This window comes from Helicobacter equorum, from assembly GCF_900198655.1.
In the GTDB taxonomy this organism is placed as follows: domain Bacteria; phylum Campylobacterota; class Campylobacteria; order Campylobacterales; family Helicobacteraceae; genus Helicobacter_F; species Helicobacter_F equorum.
Genome location: NZ_FZPO01000032.1, coordinates 1 through 20,600 on the forward strand (window position 1 = coordinate 1; position 20,600 = coordinate 20,600).

At 36.8% G+C, this 20,600-nt stretch carries 18 protein-coding genes; 9 read left to right on the forward strand and 9 right to left on the reverse strand.

The window, feature by feature from the left end:
* Positions 1-3,882 (reverse strand): restriction endonuclease subunit S (locus C6H22_RS05875; RefSeq protein WP_104694402.1); only part of this gene is annotated, 3,882 nt, incomplete at its 3' end.
* A gap of 163 nt (positions 3,883-4,045) precedes the next feature.
* Positions 4,046-6,145 carry a TonB-dependent receptor domain-containing protein gene (locus C6H22_RS05880; RefSeq protein ID WP_104694403.1) on the reverse strand — a complete coding sequence of 700 codons (2,100 nt, stop codon included), beginning with the start codon at positions 6,143-6,145 and terminating at the stop codon, positions 4,046-4,048.
* 622 nt (positions 6,146-6,767) lie between these two features.
* Between C6H22_RS05880 and C6H22_RS05885 the strand changes: the two genes are divergently transcribed.
* The 9 genes from C6H22_RS05885 (at position 6,768) to rplT (ending at position 13,622) form a co-directional block, all read left to right on the forward strand.
* Positions 6,768-7,820, forward strand: coding sequence for a GDP-L-fucose synthase family protein (locus C6H22_RS05885; RefSeq protein WP_104694404.1), 1,053 nt, complete (start codon positions 6,768-6,770; stop codon positions 7,818-7,820).
* Positions 7,817-8,611, forward strand: a complete 795-nt coding sequence (gene proB / locus C6H22_RS05890; RefSeq protein ID WP_104694405.1) for a glutamate 5-kinase — start codon at positions 7,817-7,819, stop codon at positions 8,609-8,611. The genes C6H22_RS05885 and proB overlap by 4 nt, the downstream gene beginning before the upstream one ends.
* 19 nt (positions 8,612-8,630) lie before the next feature.
* Positions 8,631-9,572 (forward strand): methionyl-tRNA formyltransferase, encoded by a 942-nt coding sequence (locus C6H22_RS05895; protein ID WP_158654644.1) that lies wholly within the window; start codon positions 8,631-8,633, stop codon positions 9,570-9,572.
* Positions 9,573-9,637: 65 nt separating this feature from the next.
* Positions 9,638-10,030 (forward strand): preprotein translocase subunit SecG, encoded by a 393-nt coding sequence (secG, locus tag C6H22_RS09180; RefSeq protein WP_104694407.1) that lies wholly within the window; start codon positions 9,638-9,640, stop codon positions 10,028-10,030.
* Between the two features lie 27 nt (positions 10,031-10,057).
* Positions 10,058-10,624, forward strand: a complete 567-nt coding sequence (gene frr, locus C6H22_RS05905; protein ID WP_104694408.1) for a ribosome recycling factor — start codon at positions 10,058-10,060, stop codon at positions 10,622-10,624.
* Positions 10,625-10,629: 5 nt separating this feature from the next.
* Positions 10,630-12,450, forward strand: coding sequence for a threonine--tRNA ligase (thrS, locus tag C6H22_RS05910; protein ID WP_104694409.1), 1,821 nt, complete (start codon positions 10,630-10,632; stop codon positions 12,448-12,450).
* Complete coding sequence (gene infC, locus C6H22_RS05915; RefSeq protein ID WP_104694410.1) at positions 12,447-12,959, forward strand: translation initiation factor IF-3; 513 nt, start codon at positions 12,447-12,449, stop codon at positions 12,957-12,959. Before thrS ends, infC begins: the two co-directional genes overlap by 4 nt.
* A 27-nt stretch (positions 12,960-12,986) precedes the next feature.
* The gene (rpmI, locus tag C6H22_RS05920) at positions 12,987-13,181 is read left to right on the forward strand and encodes a 50S ribosomal protein L35 (protein ID WP_095627666.1); all 195 of its coding nucleotides are present in this window, start codon (positions 12,987-12,989) and stop codon (positions 13,179-13,181) included.
* Between the two features lie 93 nt (positions 13,182-13,274).
* Entirely contained in the window at positions 13,275-13,622 is a 348-nt protein-coding gene (gene rplT, locus C6H22_RS05925) for a 50S ribosomal protein L20 (RefSeq protein WP_104694411.1), read from the forward strand.
* Between the two features lie 50 nt (positions 13,623-13,672).
* On the opposite strand, the gene C6H22_RS05930 is transcribed toward rplT, so the two are convergent.
* The 7 genes from C6H22_RS05930 to C6H22_RS05960 all read right to left on the reverse strand — a co-directional run.
* Positions 13,673-15,010 (reverse strand): sodium-dependent transporter, encoded by a 1,338-nt coding sequence (locus tag C6H22_RS05930; RefSeq protein WP_104694412.1) that lies wholly within the window; start codon positions 15,008-15,010, stop codon positions 13,673-13,675.
* A 20-nt stretch (positions 15,011-15,030) separates the two neighbouring features.
* The gene (locus C6H22_RS05935) at positions 15,031-15,600 is read right to left on the reverse strand and encodes an anthranilate synthase component II (RefSeq protein ID WP_104694413.1); all 570 of its coding nucleotides are present in this window, start codon (positions 15,598-15,600) and stop codon (positions 15,031-15,033) included.
* A complete protein-coding gene (locus tag C6H22_RS05940) occupies positions 15,597-17,063 on the reverse strand; it encodes an anthranilate synthase component I family protein (protein WP_104694414.1) in 1,467 nt (488 codons plus the stop codon). Before C6H22_RS05940 ends, C6H22_RS05935 begins: the two co-directional genes overlap by 4 nt.
* Before the next feature lie 186 nt (positions 17,064-17,249).
* A complete protein-coding gene (locus C6H22_RS05945; RefSeq protein ID WP_104694415.1) occupies positions 17,250-18,278 on the reverse strand; it encodes a glycosyltransferase in 1,029 nt (342 codons plus the stop codon).
* Positions 18,279-18,362: 84 nt separating this feature from the next.
* The gene (locus C6H22_RS08890) at positions 18,363-18,719 is read right to left on the reverse strand and encodes a hypothetical protein (protein WP_104694416.1); all 357 of its coding nucleotides are present in this window, start codon (positions 18,717-18,719) and stop codon (positions 18,363-18,365) included.
* A gap of 400 nt (positions 18,720-19,119) precedes the next feature.
* Positions 19,120-19,398, reverse strand: coding sequence for a glycosyltransferase (locus C6H22_RS08895; RefSeq protein ID WP_104694417.1), 279 nt, complete (start codon positions 19,396-19,398; stop codon positions 19,120-19,122).
* On the reverse strand, positions 19,395-20,600 hold a 1,206-nt coding region (locus C6H22_RS05960), incomplete at its 5' end, for a glycosyltransferase (protein ID WP_104694418.1). The genes C6H22_RS05960 and C6H22_RS08895, both read right to left, overlap by 4 nt.

The window sequence follows — 20,600 nt, forward strand, 5'->3', positions numbered from 1 at the left end:
AGATTGTAAAAGCGGAAGTGTAGAATCTAAAAAAGAAATTTGAGATTGGATTGTCTCAATGCTTTGTGTGATTTGTTTTTGAATCTCAAGCGGTGGAAGTGGGATTTTGACCTCTTCTTTTAAAATACTAGAATTTAAACTTTTGCCAAAAGCATTGTTTCCCTTTAAGTCTAAATCAATCGTCTGCCACTTAAATATATAAAACAAAAACATATCTAAAAGTTTGTTTTTATCATTTGGTATAAGTCCAGCTATCGCTTCGTTTGTGTATAAATCTTTTCCAGCAATGGCAGTCTTGCCTATGCTTAATTTAAAGCTTAAAAGCGTCGTGTCTTTAGGGATAAGTTTTACATTTGATTTTTTAATAGCTTCATCACTTATTTTTTCTTTTGTATCGGTAATGACTTGTCCGTTCATTTCGGCTATTGAAACCCATAAGTTATCACCTTGAAAATACGCAGAATTATTTCTAGCAGGTGTTCCCCCTATGAGAATCTCGCACACTTGTCCTAGCCTTACCCTCTCCCAGCCTTCTTTTGGTGGAGTTTGGAGGGTGTTTAGGGTATTTGTTAGATTCTGCAAAAATGCTTTAGAATCTTGTTTTGTCTTTCCTAAAAGCTCAAAGTCAAGTTTGGATTCTAACTCTGCTAAAGACATTAGGATAGAATCAAAATCTTTTGTAGATTCTGTAGTAATCCCACAATGCCAAAGAATTGCTTTAATGAGTTCTTGGTATGCCTTGATACTTTGCTCTATTGTGTTGTATTGTGATTCTAGGCTTTCACATTCTGCAACGATTTGAGTTTGAATCTCAAGCGGCGGAAGCGGGATCTTTAAAGTAGCCAAATTATTTCTTGTGATTTGTGGTTGTGCCGAACCTGTAATAACGCTCTTTATGTTTGATAAAGGTAGAATATAAACTAAAAATTTTTTTGAAATTAAGTTCTTTTCTAGTGGGGTTATTATCATTGCATTACCCGTAATCCAAGAATTTGGCTCTGTATAATTTATCGCTCCACAAGTTGCACCTCTGCAAGTCATCGCTACTTCAGAATCTTTATGATTGTATTGATTGTAAAACCCTATAACTCCATTTGCACCATAAACTTTATAATCTCCCTTTTCTAAAATTTCTTTTGCTGTGATAGTTTTTGGTTGATACATTTTGCAAATAGATTCCAATTTCACCAACTCATATTTAGAATTTGCAAAAGGGTTGGATTGCACACTATGAGAATCGTTAGAATGCGGATTAAGACTAATCGCTTTATTAAACTCCACTTTTTCAAAATCTATCATATCAATTAGTCTTGCCTGTGTGGCGTAGGTTTGCAATTCTTGTGGGATAGAATCAAGCGTATTGTCAAAAGATTTGCGTATCAAGGTGTTTAGTTTAAAATCATTGTGTGGATTGTCGCGTTCAAAAAGTGGGCTTTCATAAGGGTTTGATAATTCTTTTAAGCCCTCATCACCTTTGCGATTACTCCATTCATAGCCTAAGAATCGCTTTTGTTCTTTTATATCGCTTGGGGCTTTGATGATAAGCACTTCTTGATTGAGACTTAGAGAGAAATAAAGCAATTTGTCTTTTTCAATCTTTTGGGCGTAGGCTATAAAATGTGTGCGTTCTAGGGAGATTTTGTCTTCATCTTTAGAATCTCTATAGGCTTTAGATTCGGTAAGTTTTTTGTATTCACTTGTTTGTTTAAACGCATTGAGATATTCTTTGAAAGCATCAAGCTTTAGAATCTCATCATTAAGATTTCCCTCCAAAAAGCTTAAAAAATGCTCTTTGTTAAACTCTCTAAAATCACAATATGCACTTAGATAATTTTGATAAAAATCATCATTGTCTTGTAGATTTTCTGATTCTAAGCGTTCTTTTATAAGGCTGTAGTCTTGGGAGACAACGCTTTCTTCTTGTCTAAAAGTTTCTTTTTTGCGTAAAAATAAAATAATAGTGTTTGTGCCTGTTGCACCAAAGGTTTGGCTTCCAAGCTCTGCAATAGCGATAAAATCAAAGTTTTGGAAAAGTATTTCTCGTGTGGATTTGTAGATAGAATCTTTGTTTAAAATGGAGCTTGGCAAAATGATAGCGGCTTTTGCATTGTCTTTTAGAATCTGTTTGGCTCTCTCGATAAAAAAGCATTCAATGGAATTGTTAGATTCTATATTGATGTCGGTATTAAAAAGTTCATAGGTTTTTCTGGATTTTGGGCTTAGCGTTTCTAGGAAGCCTTTGACAGAATAGGGTGGATTGGCGATGAGTACATCAAAGCTGTGTGATTGAATCTGTGGTTTTGGCTTTTGGCCTTCCAAAACTCTTGTGTTGGCTAACTCAAAGCTTGAGAGGGCATCGGCGTATAAGATATTGATTTCATTTTGTCCATACATAGCACTTGAGACTTTTGCGACTTTGCTTAAGCGATATTCTTTTTCAATGCCATAGATATTTTTGTAATGCTCTTTTAAATCTTGTGTATTGATGTAGCGTTTGAGTTCGTTGGCATAAGTGTTTAGAAAATGTCCTGCACCACACGCATAGTCAATGACTTTTAGAGGTTTTGTGCTTAGCATAGAATCTAAGGGGAGAGAATACACGATAAATTCGCAAATTTGCATAGGTGTGAAAAACTGCCCCTCATCTTGCTTCATACCCTTTTGTAAAAACAATTCAAAGAGATTGCCTAAAAATTGATTGGTAGAGTTTTGTGTGAGTTTGTAGGGTGCAAAAAGCTCAACGATTTCTTTTAAAACAAGGGCATTTTTTAAAAATAATTCTTTGTTATGCACTTCAAGGAATGCAAAGTCGTTGTTAGAGTAGAATTTTAGTTCTTTGATGTAGTTTTGCATCGTTGCTTTGAGGGCTTTGACTTTGAGTTTTTTGAAGTCTTTTTCTATATCTTCGTTAGATACAAAAGTGATTTTTTCACCCAAAAATTCTCTCATCGCTTCTTTGTAAAGCCACATTAACCTATCTTGCATACTTGCATAAGTATCTGCCATTACGCCACGATAACCAAATTTTAGATTGTCTTTATAAAAACTCTCATCATAAATTTTGCAAAGAAAAATATTGACTAGCTTATCAAAGGCATTTTCTTTGCCTGAAATATTGTGTTTGCGTAAGATTTTAGCAAATTCGTGGTATTTGCCCTCTTCTTTGAGCTCTTTGAGGTTTTCAAAGGTTGGAGTTGTTTGTAGAATCTTATAAGCGTTGATATTGTTTTCAAAAATACCTTGCTTTTCGTGGTGAAATTCATAGCTTTCTTTCCATACAGAAAAAAGTTCAAGATTGTTGGTTGCTTTTGTATAGGATTTTTCCAATTCTTTTTCGTTTAGGTATTCTTGGTTATCAAAGGCTTGTATGATGTAGTTTTGATATTTGAGAGTATCATCTATAAAGTCGCTTGTGTAGAGACATAGATATTTCACGCCTCTTTCTTGTTGAAAATATGAAAAAAGTTGTCCGCCATTTTCTAGCATTTTTGCCCATTCTTTGGCAAACTCGCTATTTTTAGAATCTGTGGTTTTGCACTCGATGAGTAAATAAGGATTGCCTTGATGATCTCGCACCAAAATATCTGCTTTGCCACCTTTTGCCTCTCGCCCTAGATTCCACCTTGGCTCTAGCTCTAAGTGTTCTGGCTTATAACCCTTTTGTAATAGCCTATGCACACATTCAAAAACGACGAAATTTTCTGGGTGAGAAAAGTTTGAGGTGGTTTTGTCGTGGATTGTGATTTGCTCTGGGTAGATGATTTCTTGTTTGGCACAATCTACCCCTATGGTTATATCGCCTATGGTTTTTGTATAAACCTTGTCATTTTGTATAAATCCTAGAGAATCTAAAAGCGATTCTAAATTTTGTCTTGTAATCATTTCGCACCTTTTTGCATTCACCGCATAAAGTGTTAATTCTAACTTTTTGTTGCTTAAAAAAGGAGTTTTATGTATCCCAAAAGAATATATAAGGGAATTTTGTAATGCGTTTGCACATACAAGAACTTAAGATTCTATAGAATATAGAATCTTAAAGGCTTATTTAGAAATCATACGAGAGTGTCGCCCAATACCTGCGTCCTTCTTGGATTACGGGACCATAATAATTGATATTTGTGGTGCCTGTGATATATCTAAAGTCTGCGAAGTTTGTATCAAGGAGGTTATACACACCAGCATTTAGGCGTAGGTTGTCGGTTAGTTTGTATCCAACTCCCAAATTTAACACAAACGAAGGCTTATAATAAATCCCATCAAACTTATCGCGTATGAGCTGTGCATTTGTGCTATTTCCTAAGGCACTTGTATTGACTATACCTGCTTTGTATTGTCCTTGTAAATAGGTGTTAAAACGTTTATATTGATAAGAAATTTTGCTAAAGAGATTATGTTTTGGTGTGGTAGATAAAGGATTTCCTTTTTTCTGACCAGAGGTGATTTTGGTTTGTATGAAAGTGTAGCTTACATCAAAGCCCACACCATAGATTGGCTTAATCCCAAAGCTTGCTTCAATCCCTTGTGAGTAGGCACTATCGGCATTATAGGCTATATTGCAATTGTTAGAACTTCCACCATAAGCGTTACAGGTTTGGTTAGAAGTTTTATCTACACTTCTAGAATCTATCTTGTTTTTGAAGTTTGATCGGAATAATGTAAGCGAGAAATCAAGATATTGATTATCAAATACCGTGCCTATTTCATAGTTTATGGAGCTTTCTGCCTTTAGGTTTGGATTACCCAAAAACGCTAATGTGCCCTGTGATCCATAGCCATACACAGCATCGATAAGTTGGTTTGCGTATGGGGCTTTGTATCCTGTAGAAACCCCACCTTTTAGCGACCAATTGTTGGTAAGCATATACACAAGATAAGCTCTCGGGCTAACATTTGATCCAAACTTGTCATTATAGTTATATCTTGCTCCAAGGGTGAAGGTTAGTGGATCAAGGATATTCCACTCATCTTCAGCAAATAAGGCAAAAGTGTTGCGATTGTGGTCAGCTGGAGTGGCAGCTAGATCGTGATAATGCTCATGTCTATATTCTGCACCGATATTGAGATTATTGCGATCCCCTAGATAAAAAAGTGCTCTAGAATCTACGATTATATCATTACTTGCAATGCCACGATTTTTGCCAAGATTTGGAGAATCCTTCTTGCCAGCGACAAGCCTTCCTGTGTTTTCTGTGCGTAAAAATTGGATAGAATTTTTCCAAGTCCCAAAATCATATGTCCCCTGATGTGCAGCAGAAGCGATAAGTTTATTGACACCTACCCACTTTTCATAACCGCCTCTTCCTTCAGCGCTTACACCGACTGTGCCTACTTCATTGTTTCTATTATCGTATTTTGAATATGTATAGTCTATATCTGCGTAATAGAGATTATTTTTGTTTGGCATAAAGTTAAGTCTAGATCCTATATTATAAAGCTGATATTTTGTGCCAAAAAAACTATTGACAACCTGACCTCTATCGTTTGTAGGGCTTTGGCTTGCTTCTCTATCGATTTGTCGCATACGCAATGTAAGTCCTAATTTGTCTGTTAATGGACCCGTGAGATAGAGAGAATTTTGGTATGTGTTGCCAAATTTACTAGATTCTGGGATAATCACTTGCGTTTGGAAACTACCCGTCCATGTCTTTGTGACTGGTTTTGTGATGACATTTACCACGCCACCTATGGCATCACTTCCCCAAAGTGTGCTCATAGGACCTCTGATGACTTCGATTTTTTCGATAGCTGATAATGGCGGCATGAAAGTATTATACACACCAACACCAAGATTTGCAGTCGCGACATCACCACTTGGATTTTGACGCAAACCATCTACCAAAAATAATGTATATCCTGCAGGCATACCACGAATAGAAATAGCACTTGCTCCCAATTTATTGCTTGTTTCATCAAGGCTAACACCTGGCACTTCTTTTATCGCTTCTCCAAGATCGCGATAAGGCTTTTTCTCTAATTCTTCTTTACCTACCACGCTTACAGACGCCGGTGCAGCAATCTGATTTTTTTCCTTTCCTGATGCAGTGGTAATAACAGACTGAATATTGACCCTCTGATCATCTCCTTGGGCATACAGCGTTGTAAGACACATCGCTAGAATACATGAAATTTTTGTGTAATGATTCATGGTGCTACTCCTTAAAGTATAAAAAATAAGAATAGTTATTATAATTATACAAAAATAAAAAGAACCTTATAGACTATATATTATGTTGCAGCGATTACAGATTATGGGCTTTGAATGTGATTGGTTACATTAGTGTTTGTGAATATTGTGAGAATATGCGATTTTAAGATACATAGACCACTTCATAGGTGATACATTTTGGTAAAGCTATACATATTGATATAGTAATATTTATAGAGATATTGGGAAAGATAAATGGCAAGGTGCAATTGTGGCAAAAATGTGTAAAAGCGAGAAATACTGCTAGATTCTATATGCGCAAGTAATTCTTCTTTGTAGCGATCGCCCTCACCAACAAGCCATAGATCATATTGTATTAGCCTCTAAAAGCGTTAGCCTTATAGACTTTAAGTTCGGCTTCATCACGCGTATTATTGCGCATTTTTGAAAGCGAAGTATGGATATAGCCGATCTTCTTGCCCCTATTCCCCTATCGTAGTAATTAAGCCAATATTTCCCAAAAATGCTTTTAAGAATCCCTAAAGCTATAAGCAAACCTTACTCAAAGTTTGGCTACAATACCGCCCATTTTGCAATGATGTATTGTGTCAAGAGGGTGTATATGCAAAAAGATTCTAAGATTTTTGTCGCAGGGCATAGAGGGCTTGTAGGTTCTAGTGTTGTGGAGGTTTTGCAAGATCGTGGTTATACCAATCTCATCACACGCACACACCAAGAATTAGATTTGAGTGATTTTAGGGCAGTGGGGGATTTTTTTGAGATACACAAGCCAGAATATGTTGTTTTGGCTGCTGCCAAAGTTGGGGGTATAGTTGCCAACAATGAATACAGGGCGGATTTTATTTATGAGAATCTCGTTATACAAAACAATGTCATATTTCACGCATACAAACACAATGCCAAAAAACTACTTTTTTTAGGAAGCTCTTGTATTTATCCCAAAAACGCTCCACAACCTATTACAGAATCTTCCCTTCTTACAAGTGCATTAGAATACACCAATGAGCCTTATGCTATCGCAAAAATTGCGGGGTTAAAAATGTGTGAGAGTTTTGCCCTGCAGTATGGGTGCAATTTTTTAAGCGTAATGCCTACCAATTTGTATGGGAATAATGATAATTTTGATCTCCACACTTCCCATGTTCTCCCAGCACTTTTGCGCAAGATTCATCTTGCTAAACTCCTTTGGTTAGGCGATAGAGAATCTGTGCAAAAAGATACCAATTTATCGGGTGAGCAATTAGACGCGTTTTTGAAACGCTTTGGTATTAGTGCTCAAAGTGTGCAAATTTGGGGTAGCGGGAAGCCACGCAGAGAATTTTTACACGCTATTGATATGGCAAAGGCGTGCGTGTATGTGATGGAACATGTAGATTTTAAAGATGTGCGTGGCAATCAAGATGAAGTGCGCAACACACACATAAATATAGGCTATGGCAGTGATATAAGTATCGCTGATCTTGCGCAAATGATACAACAAATCGTAGGGTTTAACGGGGAGCTTGTATTTGATACCTCTAAACCTGATGGCACATACCAAAAGCTTATGGATTCAAGCAAGATACAAACATTAGGGTGGCACCCCACAATCGATTTAGAATCTGGCATAGCAAGCGTTTATGCGCACTATCTCAAAACCTATGGAGCTAAGTGATGAAACCAAGAATCGTCCTAAAGGTGGGAAGTTCAAACATTTCTAATGGCGAAATGATTGATGAAAATAAGCTTGAGGCTATCGCGAAGCTTATTGGCGAATTGCGCACACATTATGATATTTTGCTTGTAAGCTCTGGTGCGGTGGCAAGTGGCTATACGCGATTAAAAATTGATAAATCTCTTTTATCAAATAAACAAGCTCTTGCAAGTATCGGGCAACCACTGCTTATGCAAACATATCGCACAAAATTTCAGCACTATGGTATAGAGGTTGCACAAATTTTGGTTACCAAAAATAACTTTGATTCACGCACACAAACTAAATGCGCTAAAGATTGTATCGATACACTTTTGACACATCAGATTCTGCCTATCATCAATGAAAATGATTCAACAGCACTTACAGAATTTGTCGGCGATAATGATCGCTTGAGTGCGTATGTAGCGCATTATTTTGATGCACAACTCTTAGTGATTTTAAGTGATATTGATGGATATTTTGACAAAAATCCCACGCTAGATCCTCATGCCAAAATCCTCCCACGCGTTACGCACATACACCCTCAAGAATTAGAAGCGCCACACACACCAAATGCAAAATTTGCCACCGGTGGTATTGTGACTAAGCTTATGGCTGCACATTTTTTGCTAGAGCGTCAAAAATCCATGTTTCTTACCAATGGCAACAAGCTTGATGTGCTTCGCACACTTTTGATAGAGGGTAAACAAATAAGTGGCACACTTTTTGGGACATTGCCTACTTTGTCTTGTATAATGGATTCTAAATGATTAGGAGAATATGATAATTATGAGAATCTTACTTGCTGGGACACCTGCCTTTGCCAAAATTGCTTTTGAATCTCTCTTGCATTTCTCGCATACAGATAATGATACAGAGTCTTTTGCACTTGAAGTTGTTGGTTTGCTTACTCAACCTGATCGAATCTTTGGGCGTAAAAAAGAGCTAAAAGCCCCTGAAACCAAGGAATTTGTGCGCTCATTGTTCCCAAATATCCCTATTTTTCAACCCCAATACATAGACACGCAAACTATAGAATCTATCAAAGCCCTAAAGCCTGATATGATACTTGTCGTTGCCTTTGGACAAATTTTGCCACAGGCGTTTTTGGATATAGCACCATGCCTCAATCTTCACGCATCTATTTTGCCAAATTTACGCGGAGCGAGTCCGATTCAAGAAATGATCCTTGCACAACCAAAATTTTTTGGTGTGAGTGTGATGCAAATGGAATTGGGGTTAGATTGTGGTGCGGTATTGGGTATAGGCTATGTAGAAAATTGTGGAGAGAATCTCTACACTCTTAGCACACGCTTAGCCCAAAGAGGCGCACAAGTGCTTTGGGGGGTATTAAAGCGTTTGTGCGCACAATCTCTTGTGCCATTGGAACAAAATAATACAGATTCTAGTTATTGCACCAAAATCACACGCCAAGATGGATTAATCACACTTAAGAATGCGCAAGAAGTGTATTATAAATACCTTGCGTATTATGGGTGGCCTAGTATTTTTGTAGAATCTGGCTTGAAATTTACACATATTTTGGGCTTTGAGGCGCAAGGATTCTATAAAGAGGGAGAAATCATAAAAATCCTTGCAAATAGCGCACTTATAGGGTGTAAGCAAGGTTATTTAGAGATTGCGAGTGTGCAGCCACCAAACAAAAAAGAAATGCCTATTAATGCTTATCTTGCGGGAGTACGACTCCAAGAGGGAGCATGTTTGTTGTAACAATTTATGAGATTTAAAGCTTTTTTTGCTACAATCGTGCTTTATTTGCACATTTTGGAGAGATAATGGCAACTACTTTACTCGTGATTCAAATTGTTTTGACATTACTTATTACTATCGTAGTTTTATTACAAAAAAGTTCAAGTATTGGACTTGGCGCATACAGCGGAAGCAATGAAAGTATGTTTGGGGCAAAGGGTCCTGCAGGATTTTTGGCAAAAGCGACAATGTTTTTGGGATTTTTGTTTCTCATCAACACAATCGCACTTGGTTATATGTACAATCGTCAAACAAGTGTCGTTGATAGAATCTCTCCTAAAAGCACATCCAATCTCGCACCACTACCAACTGATGAGTCACAAGATATATCAGATTCTAAAGCCTCTACACTGCAAGTGCAAGAAGGAGATAATCCTTTTGAGAATACTTCGCCTAGTGCACCAACTAGCATACCATAAACAAAATAAGATTTTTAAGGGAATATAATGAACGAAGAGATTGCTAAGATTTTACAACATACACAAGAGAATATGGAAAAATCCCTACAAGTGCTAAAGAAAGATTTTTCTTTGCTACGCAGTGGGAGAGTTTCGAGTGCTATGATAGATTCTATCAAGGCAGATTATTATGGCACACCAACGCCCATTAGCCAAATGGCGTCAATTATGGTGCAAGATGCTTCTACAATTCTTGTAACTCCTTGGGATAAAACACTCTTAAAAGACATTGAGCGCGCTTTGCAAGAAGCTAATGTAGGTGCTACGCCAAATAACGACGGAGAAGCAATCCGTTTGCATTTCCCTCCGATGACAAAGGAGCAACGCTTAGAAATTGCCAAAGAAGCTAAGGCTATGGCGGAAAAAAGCCGTGTGGCAATACGCAATATCCGACAAGACGCAAACAATCATCTTAAAAAGCTTGAAAAAGCTAAAACTATCACAGAAGATGAGAGCAAAAAATCTCAAGATAATGTCCAAAAACTCACCGATGAATTTATCAAAAAGATTGATGAAGTCTTGAAAAACAAAGAAGATGAAATCCTAAAGGTATAGGCTTTATGAGTAAAACACTAATAGGTAAAAAAATCAATGACCACATTTATGATCTTTGCACAATCGAGCAAAATGCACTTAGTGGCGGTGATCCTATTTATTTTGATAATAGCGAAGATTCTCTAGAGATTATACGCCATTCTTGTGCTCACCTTATGGCTCAAGCTATCAAAGCTATGTATCCAGAAGCACAATTTTTTGTCGGTCCTGTGGTGGAAGAGGGGTTTTATTACGATTTTAAGGTTATGCATAAAATCGGCGAAGAAGATCTCCCGGCCATAGAATCTAAAATGAGGGAGATAGCCCAAAAAGCCTACCCTATAGAAAAATATACAACTACTCGTCTTTTGGCACAACAAAAATTTGCCAATGATAACTTAAAACTTGCAGTGATGAGTAGAATAGAGGGAGATAACTTTAGTTTTTATACACAGGGAGATTTTGAAGATTTATGTCGAGGACCACATCTTCCAAACACTAAATTTTTGGAGCATTTTAAACTGACAAAAATTGCAGGGGCATATTTGGGCGGAGATGAAAATGCTCAAATGCTTACGAGAATTTATGGCATAGCCTTTAGCACCAAAGAAGCCCTAAAAGAGTATCTTTTCCAAATCCAAGAGGCAAAAAAACGCGACCATAGAAAAATAGGTCAAGAAATGGGTCTTTTTAGCTTTGATGAGGAAATAGGAGCTGGTTTGCCTTTGTGGTTGCCAAAGGGGGCGCGTTTGCGTCGTAATATCGAGAATCTACTTACCAAAGCCCTTATAGAGCGTGAGTATGAGCCTGTGCGTGGTCCAGAGATTCTCAAAAGTGATGTGTGGAAAAAAAGCGGTCATTATGAAAATTACAAAGAAAATATGTATTTCACACTTATTGATGATCAAGAATATGGCATAAAACCTATGAATTGTGTGGGGCATATCAAAGTGTATCAAAGTAGTCCAAGAAGCTATCGTGAGTTGCCATTGCGACTTTATGAATATGGTGTCGTGCATAGACATGAAAAAAGTGGTGTATTGCATGGGCTTTTGCGTGTGCGGGAATTTACACAAGATGATGCGCATATATTTTGCACACCGGCACAGATAAAAGATGAGGTGCATAATATTATTGCCTTTACAAAAAATATTATGGAACTTTTTGGTTTTAGCTATGAAATGGAATTATCCACGCGCCCTAAAAAATCTATCGGAAGTGATGAGGTTTGGGAGAGTGCGACAGATTCACTCAAGCAATCTTTGGATCAAAATCACATAAAGTATCGCATTGATGAGGGTGGTGGGGCATTTTATGGACCAAAAATTGATATTAAAATCACCGATGCACTCAAACGCAAGTGGCAATGTGGCACTATACAAATCGATATGAATCTTCCAAGTCGCTTTGAATTGAGCTATGCTGATGAGCACAACAGTGCACAAATGCCTGTAATGATTCATAGAGCGATTTTAGGGAGTTTTGAGCGATTTATTGCCATTTTGACAGAGCATTTTGCCGGAGAATTTCCGCTTTTTGTCGCACCTACGCAAGTATGCCTCATACCTATTGGAGATTCACAAATACCATATGCACAGGCTTTACGTGAGAAAATTATTCAACAAAGCGGAGCATATGCTGAAATTTTGGATAAAAACGAAACATTAGGCAAAAAGATTAGAATCGCTGAAAAACAGCATACACCTTTGATTGTGGTTTTGGGTGAAAAAGAAGTGGAGAGTAAAATCCTAGCCATTAGAGACAGAACTACGCGAGAACAATACACATTGAGTGAGGAAGAATTTATCACAATGCTATATACCAAAATAAGTGAGGTTCGTATTTGAGCAAAGAAGAAGTATTACTAAATGAGGAGATAAACCTCAAAGAAGTGCGTTGTGTGGGTGATGATGGTCATGTGTATGGTGTGATGAGCTCAAGAGAAGCATTAGAAATAGCTCTAAGAGAGGATTTGGATCTTGTGCTTATATCACCCAATGCCAATCCTCCTGTATGCAAGATTATGGATTATGGTAAATTCCGCTATCATCAGGAAAAACGCCAAAAAGAAGCCAAAAAGAAGCAAAAACAAATTGAGATTAAAGAAATTAAGCTTTCTACACAGATTGCACAAAATGACATTAATTATAAGGTAAAACACGCTATACAATTTTTAGAATCTGGTAAGCATGTGCGTTTTAAGGTGTTTTTGAAACAACGAGAGTTAAGTATCCCAGATGCAGGTAAAGAAACTCTCAATAAAATAGCACCGATGCTTGAAGAGGTTGCTGTAGCAGAAAAAGAACCGAAACTTGAGGGACGCTATCTCAATGTTTTATATGTCCCTAAAAAATAATAATTAATCTTATGAAAGGAGAATATAATGCCAAAGATGAAAACAAATCGTGGTGCCGCCAAGCGTTTTAAGCTCAAAAAAAATGCCATCAAGCGTGGTAGTGCTTTTAAAAGTCATATTTTGACAAAAAAAAGCCCAAAACGAAAGGCAAATCTCAACGCACCACACTATGTGCATAAGACCAATGTTGATTCTGTAAAAAACCTACTTTGTATGGCATAACACAGAATCTGTAGCTCCCCTAAGCATATGTATGCGACAGGGCAAGGAGAGCCAAAGGCTCACACCTAAAATAATAAGGTAAAGGAGAGTACTATGAGAGTAAAGACAGGTGTCGTTAGAAGAAGACGACATAAAAAGATTCTAAAATTAGCACGAGGCTTTTATAGTGGTCGTCGCAAACATTTCAGAAAAGCAAAAGAACAATTAGAGCGCAGTATGTATTATGCTTTCCGTGATAGAAAGCGCAAAAAACGAGATTTTAGGCGTCTATGGATTACTCGCATCAATGCAGCTTGTAGAAGTAATGGTGTAAGTTATTCTAAATTTATGTATGCACTCAAACTTGCTAATATCGAGCTTGATAGAAAGGTTTTGGCTGATATGGCAATGAATGATACGCAAAGCTTCCAAGCAATTCTTAAAAGCACAAAACTTATCTAGTAGCACACTGCGGATTTTAAAATCCGCAGTGTGCTTTATATCCGTAATAGTTACATATCCTTTATAGCTAATTGTATCATAGCAGCTAAAATTCCTATAGGTGCAATAAATCTTATCACAAAATACCATATTTCAAAGGCTGTTGCGCGTAGATATCCTTCACACATTGCATATACTTGTGATTTTGGAAGTATCCAACCTACAAAAACACACAAAAATACGCCAGCCAATGGTAGCATATATGATGCGCTGATATACCCAAACCACTTAAAAAGCGTCTTGCCAAAAAAGCTTAATGTTTCATGATAGCTTGCTACATTACTAAGCAACAATATTACACCCAAGCCATATGTAACGCTGATAGTAAGAATATTTGCTTTGGTGCGAGAAAAGCAAAAACGATTAATAAGCCATGCATTGAGTGGTTCTAGCATAGAAACAGCTGAAGTAATACCAGCAAAAATAAGGGCGAGAAAAAACAAAAAAGCGATAATTTGACCACTTACATCCATATTGGCAAAAATGAGTGGTAGCGAAATAAATACAAGTCCAGGACCATCATCTGGTGTTGCACCATATCCAAAGATAAAGGTAAAAATTACAAGACCAGCCACAAGACAAAATACAAAGTTAAGAAGTGCAACAATGAGTGCAGATTTTATAAAATTCCCCTCTTTTGGCATAGATCCTGAATATGTCAAAATCACCCCAACCCCTAGAGATAGGGAAAAAAATGCCTGTCCTATTGCATCGACAATCACTTGAGGTGTGAGTTTGCTAAAATTTGGAGCAAACAAAAATTTACAAGAAGCCAAAAAAGAGTTTTGACACATCGAATACCCTAAAAGTCCCAAAAAAATGATAAGTAACAAAGGCATAAGGATAAGGTTTAAGCGCTCTATACCTTTTTTGACACCTTGCTGCAACACATACGCACACAATGCCACAATCACAAAATGCCACCATAGCTGAAGTCCTATTTGTTCATTGGTAAAATGCTCCCAAAGATTTTTTGTAGATTCAAGTGTTGTTGGTAAGCCTATGAGACTTAATACCATATAATGCATAAGCCACCCTAACACAACGACATAAAAAGAAAAAATAACCAAACCAGAAAATACCATTAAGCCACCATATTTGTAGTATTTTTTCCCTTTTGGTGCTAGAGATTCAAAGGTACTAAAACTATCTTGCCTACTTGCTCTACCTAAAATCATTTCTATGATAAACACACTAAGACCAAATACCAAAAATGCTACAATAAACACTAAGACAAATGCGCCACCACCACTTTCACCCACCATATAAGGAAACTTCCAAACACCACCTAACCCTATAGCGCTTCCTGCCACTGCTAAAATAAAACCAATTCTTGAAAAATATGTCATCAATACCCTCACTTTTTACTTTAACAAGATTCTAAAAGATTGCTAAGTATTTTTTTTCCATGAGGTGTCAAGACAGATTCTGGGTGAAACTGCACACCATAGATAGGATATGTTTTGTGTGCTAATGCCATGATCTCGCCATCATCGCTACTTGCCAATACTTCCAAACATGTAGGGAGTGAATCTCGCATGCTTGCTAAAGAATGGTATCGTGCCACTCGTATTTGTGAGGGCAATCCTCTAAATAAAGTGTCTTCTTTGTGAATAGTGACGAGTGAAGATTTTCCATGCATAATACTTTTGGCATAACTCACTTCACCCCCAAAAGCTAGAGTGATTGCTTGGTGCCCCAAACACACGCCAAAAATAGGTATAATCCCCGCACAAAGCTTGATTGCTTCAATGCACACACCTGCATCTTGAGGCTTGCCAGGACCGGGAGAAATAACAAGGAGCTTAGGGTTTAGATCTCTAATTGCATTTGCGCTTAACTCATCGTTTCGCACCACACGCACATTATCATAGAGACTTCCCAAAAGTTGATAGAGGTTGTAAGAGAAACTATCGTAATTATCAATAAGCATAATCATAAAACACCACCTTGCGCTTTATTTGCTGCTTGTATAATAGCTTTGGCTTTGTTGAGCGTTTCTAAAAATTCACTTTTTGGATCGCTATCAATGACAATTCCTGCTCCAGATCGTATACATACCTCATCATCTTTTTTGTATATGAGGCGTATCGCGATACATGTATCCATATTGCCTGAAAAATCCAAATACCCAATGGCTCCACCATAGATTCCGCGAGGACTTCCTTCTAACTCAAAGATAATCTCACATGCACGAATCTTTGGCGCACCCGATAATGTTCCTGCTGGCAAAACAGCACATATTGCATCAAGGGCATCTTTGCGTTCATCAAGAATTCCGCTTACTATGGAGCTTATGTGCATAATGTGAGAATATTTGACTACATCCATATACGATCGCACTTCCACACTGCCTATCTTTGCAACCCTGCCTATGTCATTGCGACCCAAATCCACAAGCATATTATGTTCACTCAATTCTTTTTCATCTTGCAATAATTCTTCTTGCAATGCCATATCCTCATCTATATTTTTACCTCTAGGACGACTTCCTGCTAATGGATATGTGCAAAGCTCTTGGTTTAGCAATCTCACAAGCGTTTCTGGCGAAGCTCCAGCTATTTCTATATCATCACTTGCAAAATAAAACATATATGGCGAGGGATTGCTTGTGCGCAAAACTCTATACACATCAAATAAGCTACCACTTGCACGCGCACGCAATGGATTTGAAAGCACGACTTGGAATATATCACCTTCATAAATATATTCTTTTGCTTTTTGCACCATAGTGCAAAACTCTTCTTGAGAAAATTTCGCTTGTGGCGGAGTAAGTAAGCAAAATGGCTGAATCTCTGCTTTTATCCCTCTACGCAAAAGTACTTCTAAGCCTTTGAGATATTCCTTGGCTTTGGCATAGGAATGTGTGAGATTCTCTAGTGCGATATTAGTGATGAGAAATAGCTTTTGTTGCAAATTATCAAAAGCAATGATCGTATCAAAAAGCATCAAATCCACATCATTACAATTACTTTTGCCAAACAAATGAGAGAGTTTTGGCTCGACATAGCCAATGTATTCATACGAAAAATAGCCCACAAGTCCTCCCGTAAATGGAGGAAGATTCTCTACTTTTGGGCTTTTATAGTTTTTTAGAATCTCTCTAATGGCATCTTGGTGGTTTGCATAACTTACACTAGAGTGATCATATAAATTGCGGATGTGTGTTTTACCTGCATTGCACACAATCTCTAGTTTGGGATCAAACCCTATAAAGCTATAGCGTCCCCATTGCTTCCTGTCTTCTACGCTTTCGAGTAAAAAGACATGTTTGGATTGTTTTTTGAGAATCCGCACTGCTTCTATGGGTGTGATAAAATCCGCATAAATCTCTCTTGCAACTGGCACATATGCATATTCAGTATTTGAAATTTGCTCTATCATTTCCAAACTTGGATACATTTGTTCTCCTTGCATGCATTACTCTTTGTGTAGGTTTCATTACATTGTTTCTCAAAGTATGTAAATCCCACACGACATTTAGGGATACAATCTTATAAAGAATTCATAATATATAGAAACCACTTTAGGACGTTTAGCTTTGTGCGGATTGTAGCAAAGAAATCCTTATGGAGTTTAGAAGTGCAGTTAGGATTGTTTTTTAGCACCCAAATATCGCATAAACCACAATCGCAATTTCTTTGGAAATCCATAGATTCTAGGAAAGTGATAACAAAAGTTTTTGTGTTTAGAGGACATATATTTGCGCATTGGTGCAATGTCTTGTTTGCTAAATCCAAGATCTTTTGTATAACCAATAAATCCTAGGCTTTTCATCATGTCTTTAGCATAGAAAGCACAATTTTGCCTATAAAACTCTTTAAATTCTGGATTTTCTTCTGTATCATGCAAGGTGCTAAAATAACAAAGTGTTATAAAGTAACTATAGACTGACTTGATGCGCTTAGCCCTTGTGAAACTTCCACGTATGATAGAATCTGGCGAGAGGACATAATTATAATATGGTGTATCACTGATATAAATATGCTTACATTTCATAGTAAGGGTGGTGCAAAATGCTATGTCTTCATAAAAAATATGTGGAATAAAGCTTATATGATTATCAAAAATGAGACTACTTTTTGCAACAAATGCCCAAGTTGTGGCTATAGGAATATGAGTCTTAGCACGAATAATTTCTAGTGGTGTATATACACCCACAAGTTCTTTTGCAAACACTCGGTAATTATATTCTTTTGGCTCTCTACTACTAGGATTTACTATCATAATCTTACTAAATGATACGAGCTCGACATTATGTTGTCTACAAATATCAGCACATGTTTGTAACCCATCACACTCTATATAATCATCAGAATCTACAAAAACTATATAACTACTATCCCCCCCCCTTATTGATAACAAGTCATTTTTGACATATGCTAATCCGGCATTTCTTGCTATAGATTGTCCTGCATTTTGTTGTGTGATAAGCACAAAGCGTGAATCTTTATCACAATACTCTTGTGCGATTTGCCCACTTAAGTCTGTGCTACCATCATTAATTAAAATTGCTTTAAAATGTGTGTATGTTTGATTGACAAGAGAATCTAGGCATTGGTGTAAATACGCTTGGACATTATAGATTGGCACGATGATATAAAAGAAGGGATTCATTGTGTGTCCTTTAAGCCATTTTGGCAGTGTTTTGCTTTTGTGCGGATTGTAGCAAAGAAATCCTTATGGAGTTTAGAAGTGCAGTTAGGATTGTTTTTTAGCACCCAAATATCGTATAAACCACAATCGCAATTTCTTCATATGTCTATAGATTCCACCTAGAAACTCATAGATTCTAGGAAAGTGGTAGTAGAATCTACATTTTTTATCCATAAGTGGGTAAAGCGTCATTAAGTCGGATTTATTAAATCGTAATTCTTTTGTGTAGCCATATTTTTGTAATCCTCTTAGTGTTTCTCTGAGAAAAACGGAAGCACAATACCATAGGTAGTCCCTCTGTATTTCATATTGTGCATCATTACTAAGCTCATAAAATCGTTTTGCTATTATAAAATAACTATATACTCCATCACAAAATCTAATTTTTGTTTTTGTATTCATAATAGAACCTTGCCTTGACATACGATAATGATATATCGGAATGTCTGCAATATATGCATGCTGTGTAAGCGTTAGGAGGTAGCTAACAAACAAATCATCCTCGTGATAGATGTATGGCTCAAACATATGTGCTGTATGAAATAAAAAATCACATTTATACATAAAAAGCCAAACCGCATATACGCGAATATGTGGATATTGCTGCAAGATATCTGTGTAATTGAATGTTTTGTTTTCGTCATTTGTTGGGAAAAAGATTTCATCACGCAGTGTTGCATCAAAATATGCTCTATTACAAATAATTGTATCAAGAGATGAATGTGTGGAAATAATTGCAGTAAGATATTGTAACCCATCACACTCTATATAATCATCAGAATCTACAAAAACTATATAACTACTATCCCCCCCCCCTTATTGATAACAAGTCATTTTTGACATATGCTAATCCGGCATTTCTTGCCAGTGATAATCCTGCATTTTGTTGTGTGATAAGCACAAAGCGTGAATCTTTATCACAATACTCTTGTGCGATTTGCCCACTTAAGTCTGTGCTACCATCATTAATTAAAATTGCTTTAAAATGTGTGTATGTTTGATTGACAAGAGAATCTAAGCATTGGTGTAAATACGCTTGGACATTATAGATTGGCACGATGATATAAAAGAAGGGATTCATTGTGGGTCCTTTAAGCCATTTTGGCAGTGTTTTGCTTTTGTGCGGATTGTAGCAAGATAGATTTGATGATTAGATTCTAACATATCACGCGCGTTTTCTTCATGATAGAGATGATATGCAATACCAGCAAATTTTAAACGCCTCAAAACTCCACCATTAAATAAAAATCGTGCTACAAACTCACTATCCTCGCGTCCCCACCCAATAAAATCTTGATTAAATCCATTGATCGCCTCACAATCGCGTTTATAAAAGCTCATATTGCATGAGCGAACACCTTTTATCATTTCTTTTTTATTAAAAACTTTTTTAGTTAATTTAGAGGCAATATATATAGATTTTGCAAAAAGATCTATACGCCTAGCTTTGAAATCACTACTTTTAAAAGCAATCTTATAATCCATAGAATCTAAAATTTCTTGTGTTTTATTTGATGTTAAAACAACTCTTGATCCTTGAAGAAGTGAGCCTAATTTTGCATATTTTAGATGATCTGATATAAAATTAGATTCTAATATCATATCACCATCTATGATAACAATATACTCACAAATAGCAGCATTTATGGCTTTATTGCGTATTTTACTTACACGAAATCCATCATCTTCTTGCCAAATATGTCTCAATGTACAAGGAAAATTTTTCATATAAGATTCTATTAATTCTTTTGTATCCTCTTTGCTTCCATCATCGGCAACAAGCACTTCAGTAGGCAATGTGTGTAGATGTTTTATGGAATCTAGCGCTAAAGCTAAGCGTTCTTTTTGGTTGTAGGTAGTAATAATAAGTGAAACACTATGCGGTGGGGTTATTTGATTTTCATAAAGTTTCATATATTTAAAAAACACGCCAAGCGCATTGCACACGGAAATAATAAAGCCTCTGTATCCATACAAAAACCCTTTTTGTAGCACATAGTTTTTTACAAAACTCCAACCTCCGCGAATGATAGCCTTAAGCGGACTTGCGATTTTGTGTGTGTGTTGCTCTGCCCATAGACTAGAGTAGCGTTGTAGTTTTTCAAGCAAATGCGTGATGTCTCTAAACGCGTAATGTGTAAGTCCAGAATCTAGCTTGATAAATCGTGCGTCTTTTGGCACGATGATACTTTCATGCACGACATTATTATTAAAGCACGTATATTCTTTGTGAAAGATTCGTGTTACAAAATCTGGATACCAACCGCAAGCCTTTATCCATTT

Excerpts from the sequence above, each read along its gene's own strand:
- C6H22_RS05945 (WP_104694415.1), bottom strand. The coding sequence starts at position 18,278 with ATGAATCCCTTCTTTTATATCATCGTGCCAATCTATAATGTCCAAGCG.
- C6H22_RS05885 (WP_104694404.1), top strand. The coding sequence starts at position 6,768 with ATGCAAAAAGATTCTAAGATTTTTGTCGCAGGGCATAGAGGGCTTGTA.
- frr (WP_104694408.1), top strand. The coding sequence starts at position 10,058 with ATGAACGAAGAGATTGCTAAGATTTTACAACATACACAAGAGAATATG.
- C6H22_RS05930 (WP_104694412.1), bottom strand. The coding sequence starts at position 15,010 with ATGACATATTTTTCAAGAATTGGTTTTATTTTAGCAGTGGCAGGAAGC.
- secG (WP_104694407.1), top strand. The coding sequence starts at position 9,638 with ATGGCAACTACTTTACTCGTGATTCAAATTGTTTTGACATTACTTATT.
- thrS (WP_104694409.1), top strand. The coding sequence starts at position 10,630 with ATGAGTAAAACACTAATAGGTAAAAAAATCAATGACCACATTTATGAT.
- rplT (WP_104694411.1), top strand. The coding sequence starts at position 13,275 with ATGAGAGTAAAGACAGGTGTCGTTAGAAGAAGACGACATAAAAAGATT.
- C6H22_RS05935 (WP_104694413.1), bottom strand. The coding sequence starts at position 15,600 with ATGATTATGCTTATTGATAATTACGATAGTTTCTCTTACAACCTCTAT.
- C6H22_RS05880 (WP_104694403.1), bottom strand. The coding sequence starts at position 6,145 with ATGAATCATTACACAAAAATTTCATGTATTCTAGCGATGTGTCTTACA.
- C6H22_RS05895 (WP_158654644.1), top strand. The coding sequence starts at position 8,631 with ATGAGAATCTTACTTGCTGGGACACCTGCCTTTGCCAAAATTGCTTTT.
- rpmI (WP_095627666.1), top strand. The coding sequence starts at position 12,987 with ATGCCAAAGATGAAAACAAATCGTGGTGCCGCCAAGCGTTTTAAGCTC.
- C6H22_RS08895 (WP_104694417.1), bottom strand. The coding sequence starts at position 19,398 with ATGAATCCCTTCTTTTATATCATCGTGCCAATCTATAATGTCCAAGCG.
- C6H22_RS05940 (WP_104694414.1), bottom strand. The coding sequence starts at position 17,063 with ATGTATCCAAGTTTGGAAATGATAGAGCAAATTTCAAATACTGAATAT.
- C6H22_RS08890 (WP_104694416.1), bottom strand. The coding sequence starts at position 18,719 with ATGAATACAAAAACAAAAATTAGATTTTGTGATGGAGTATATAGTTAT.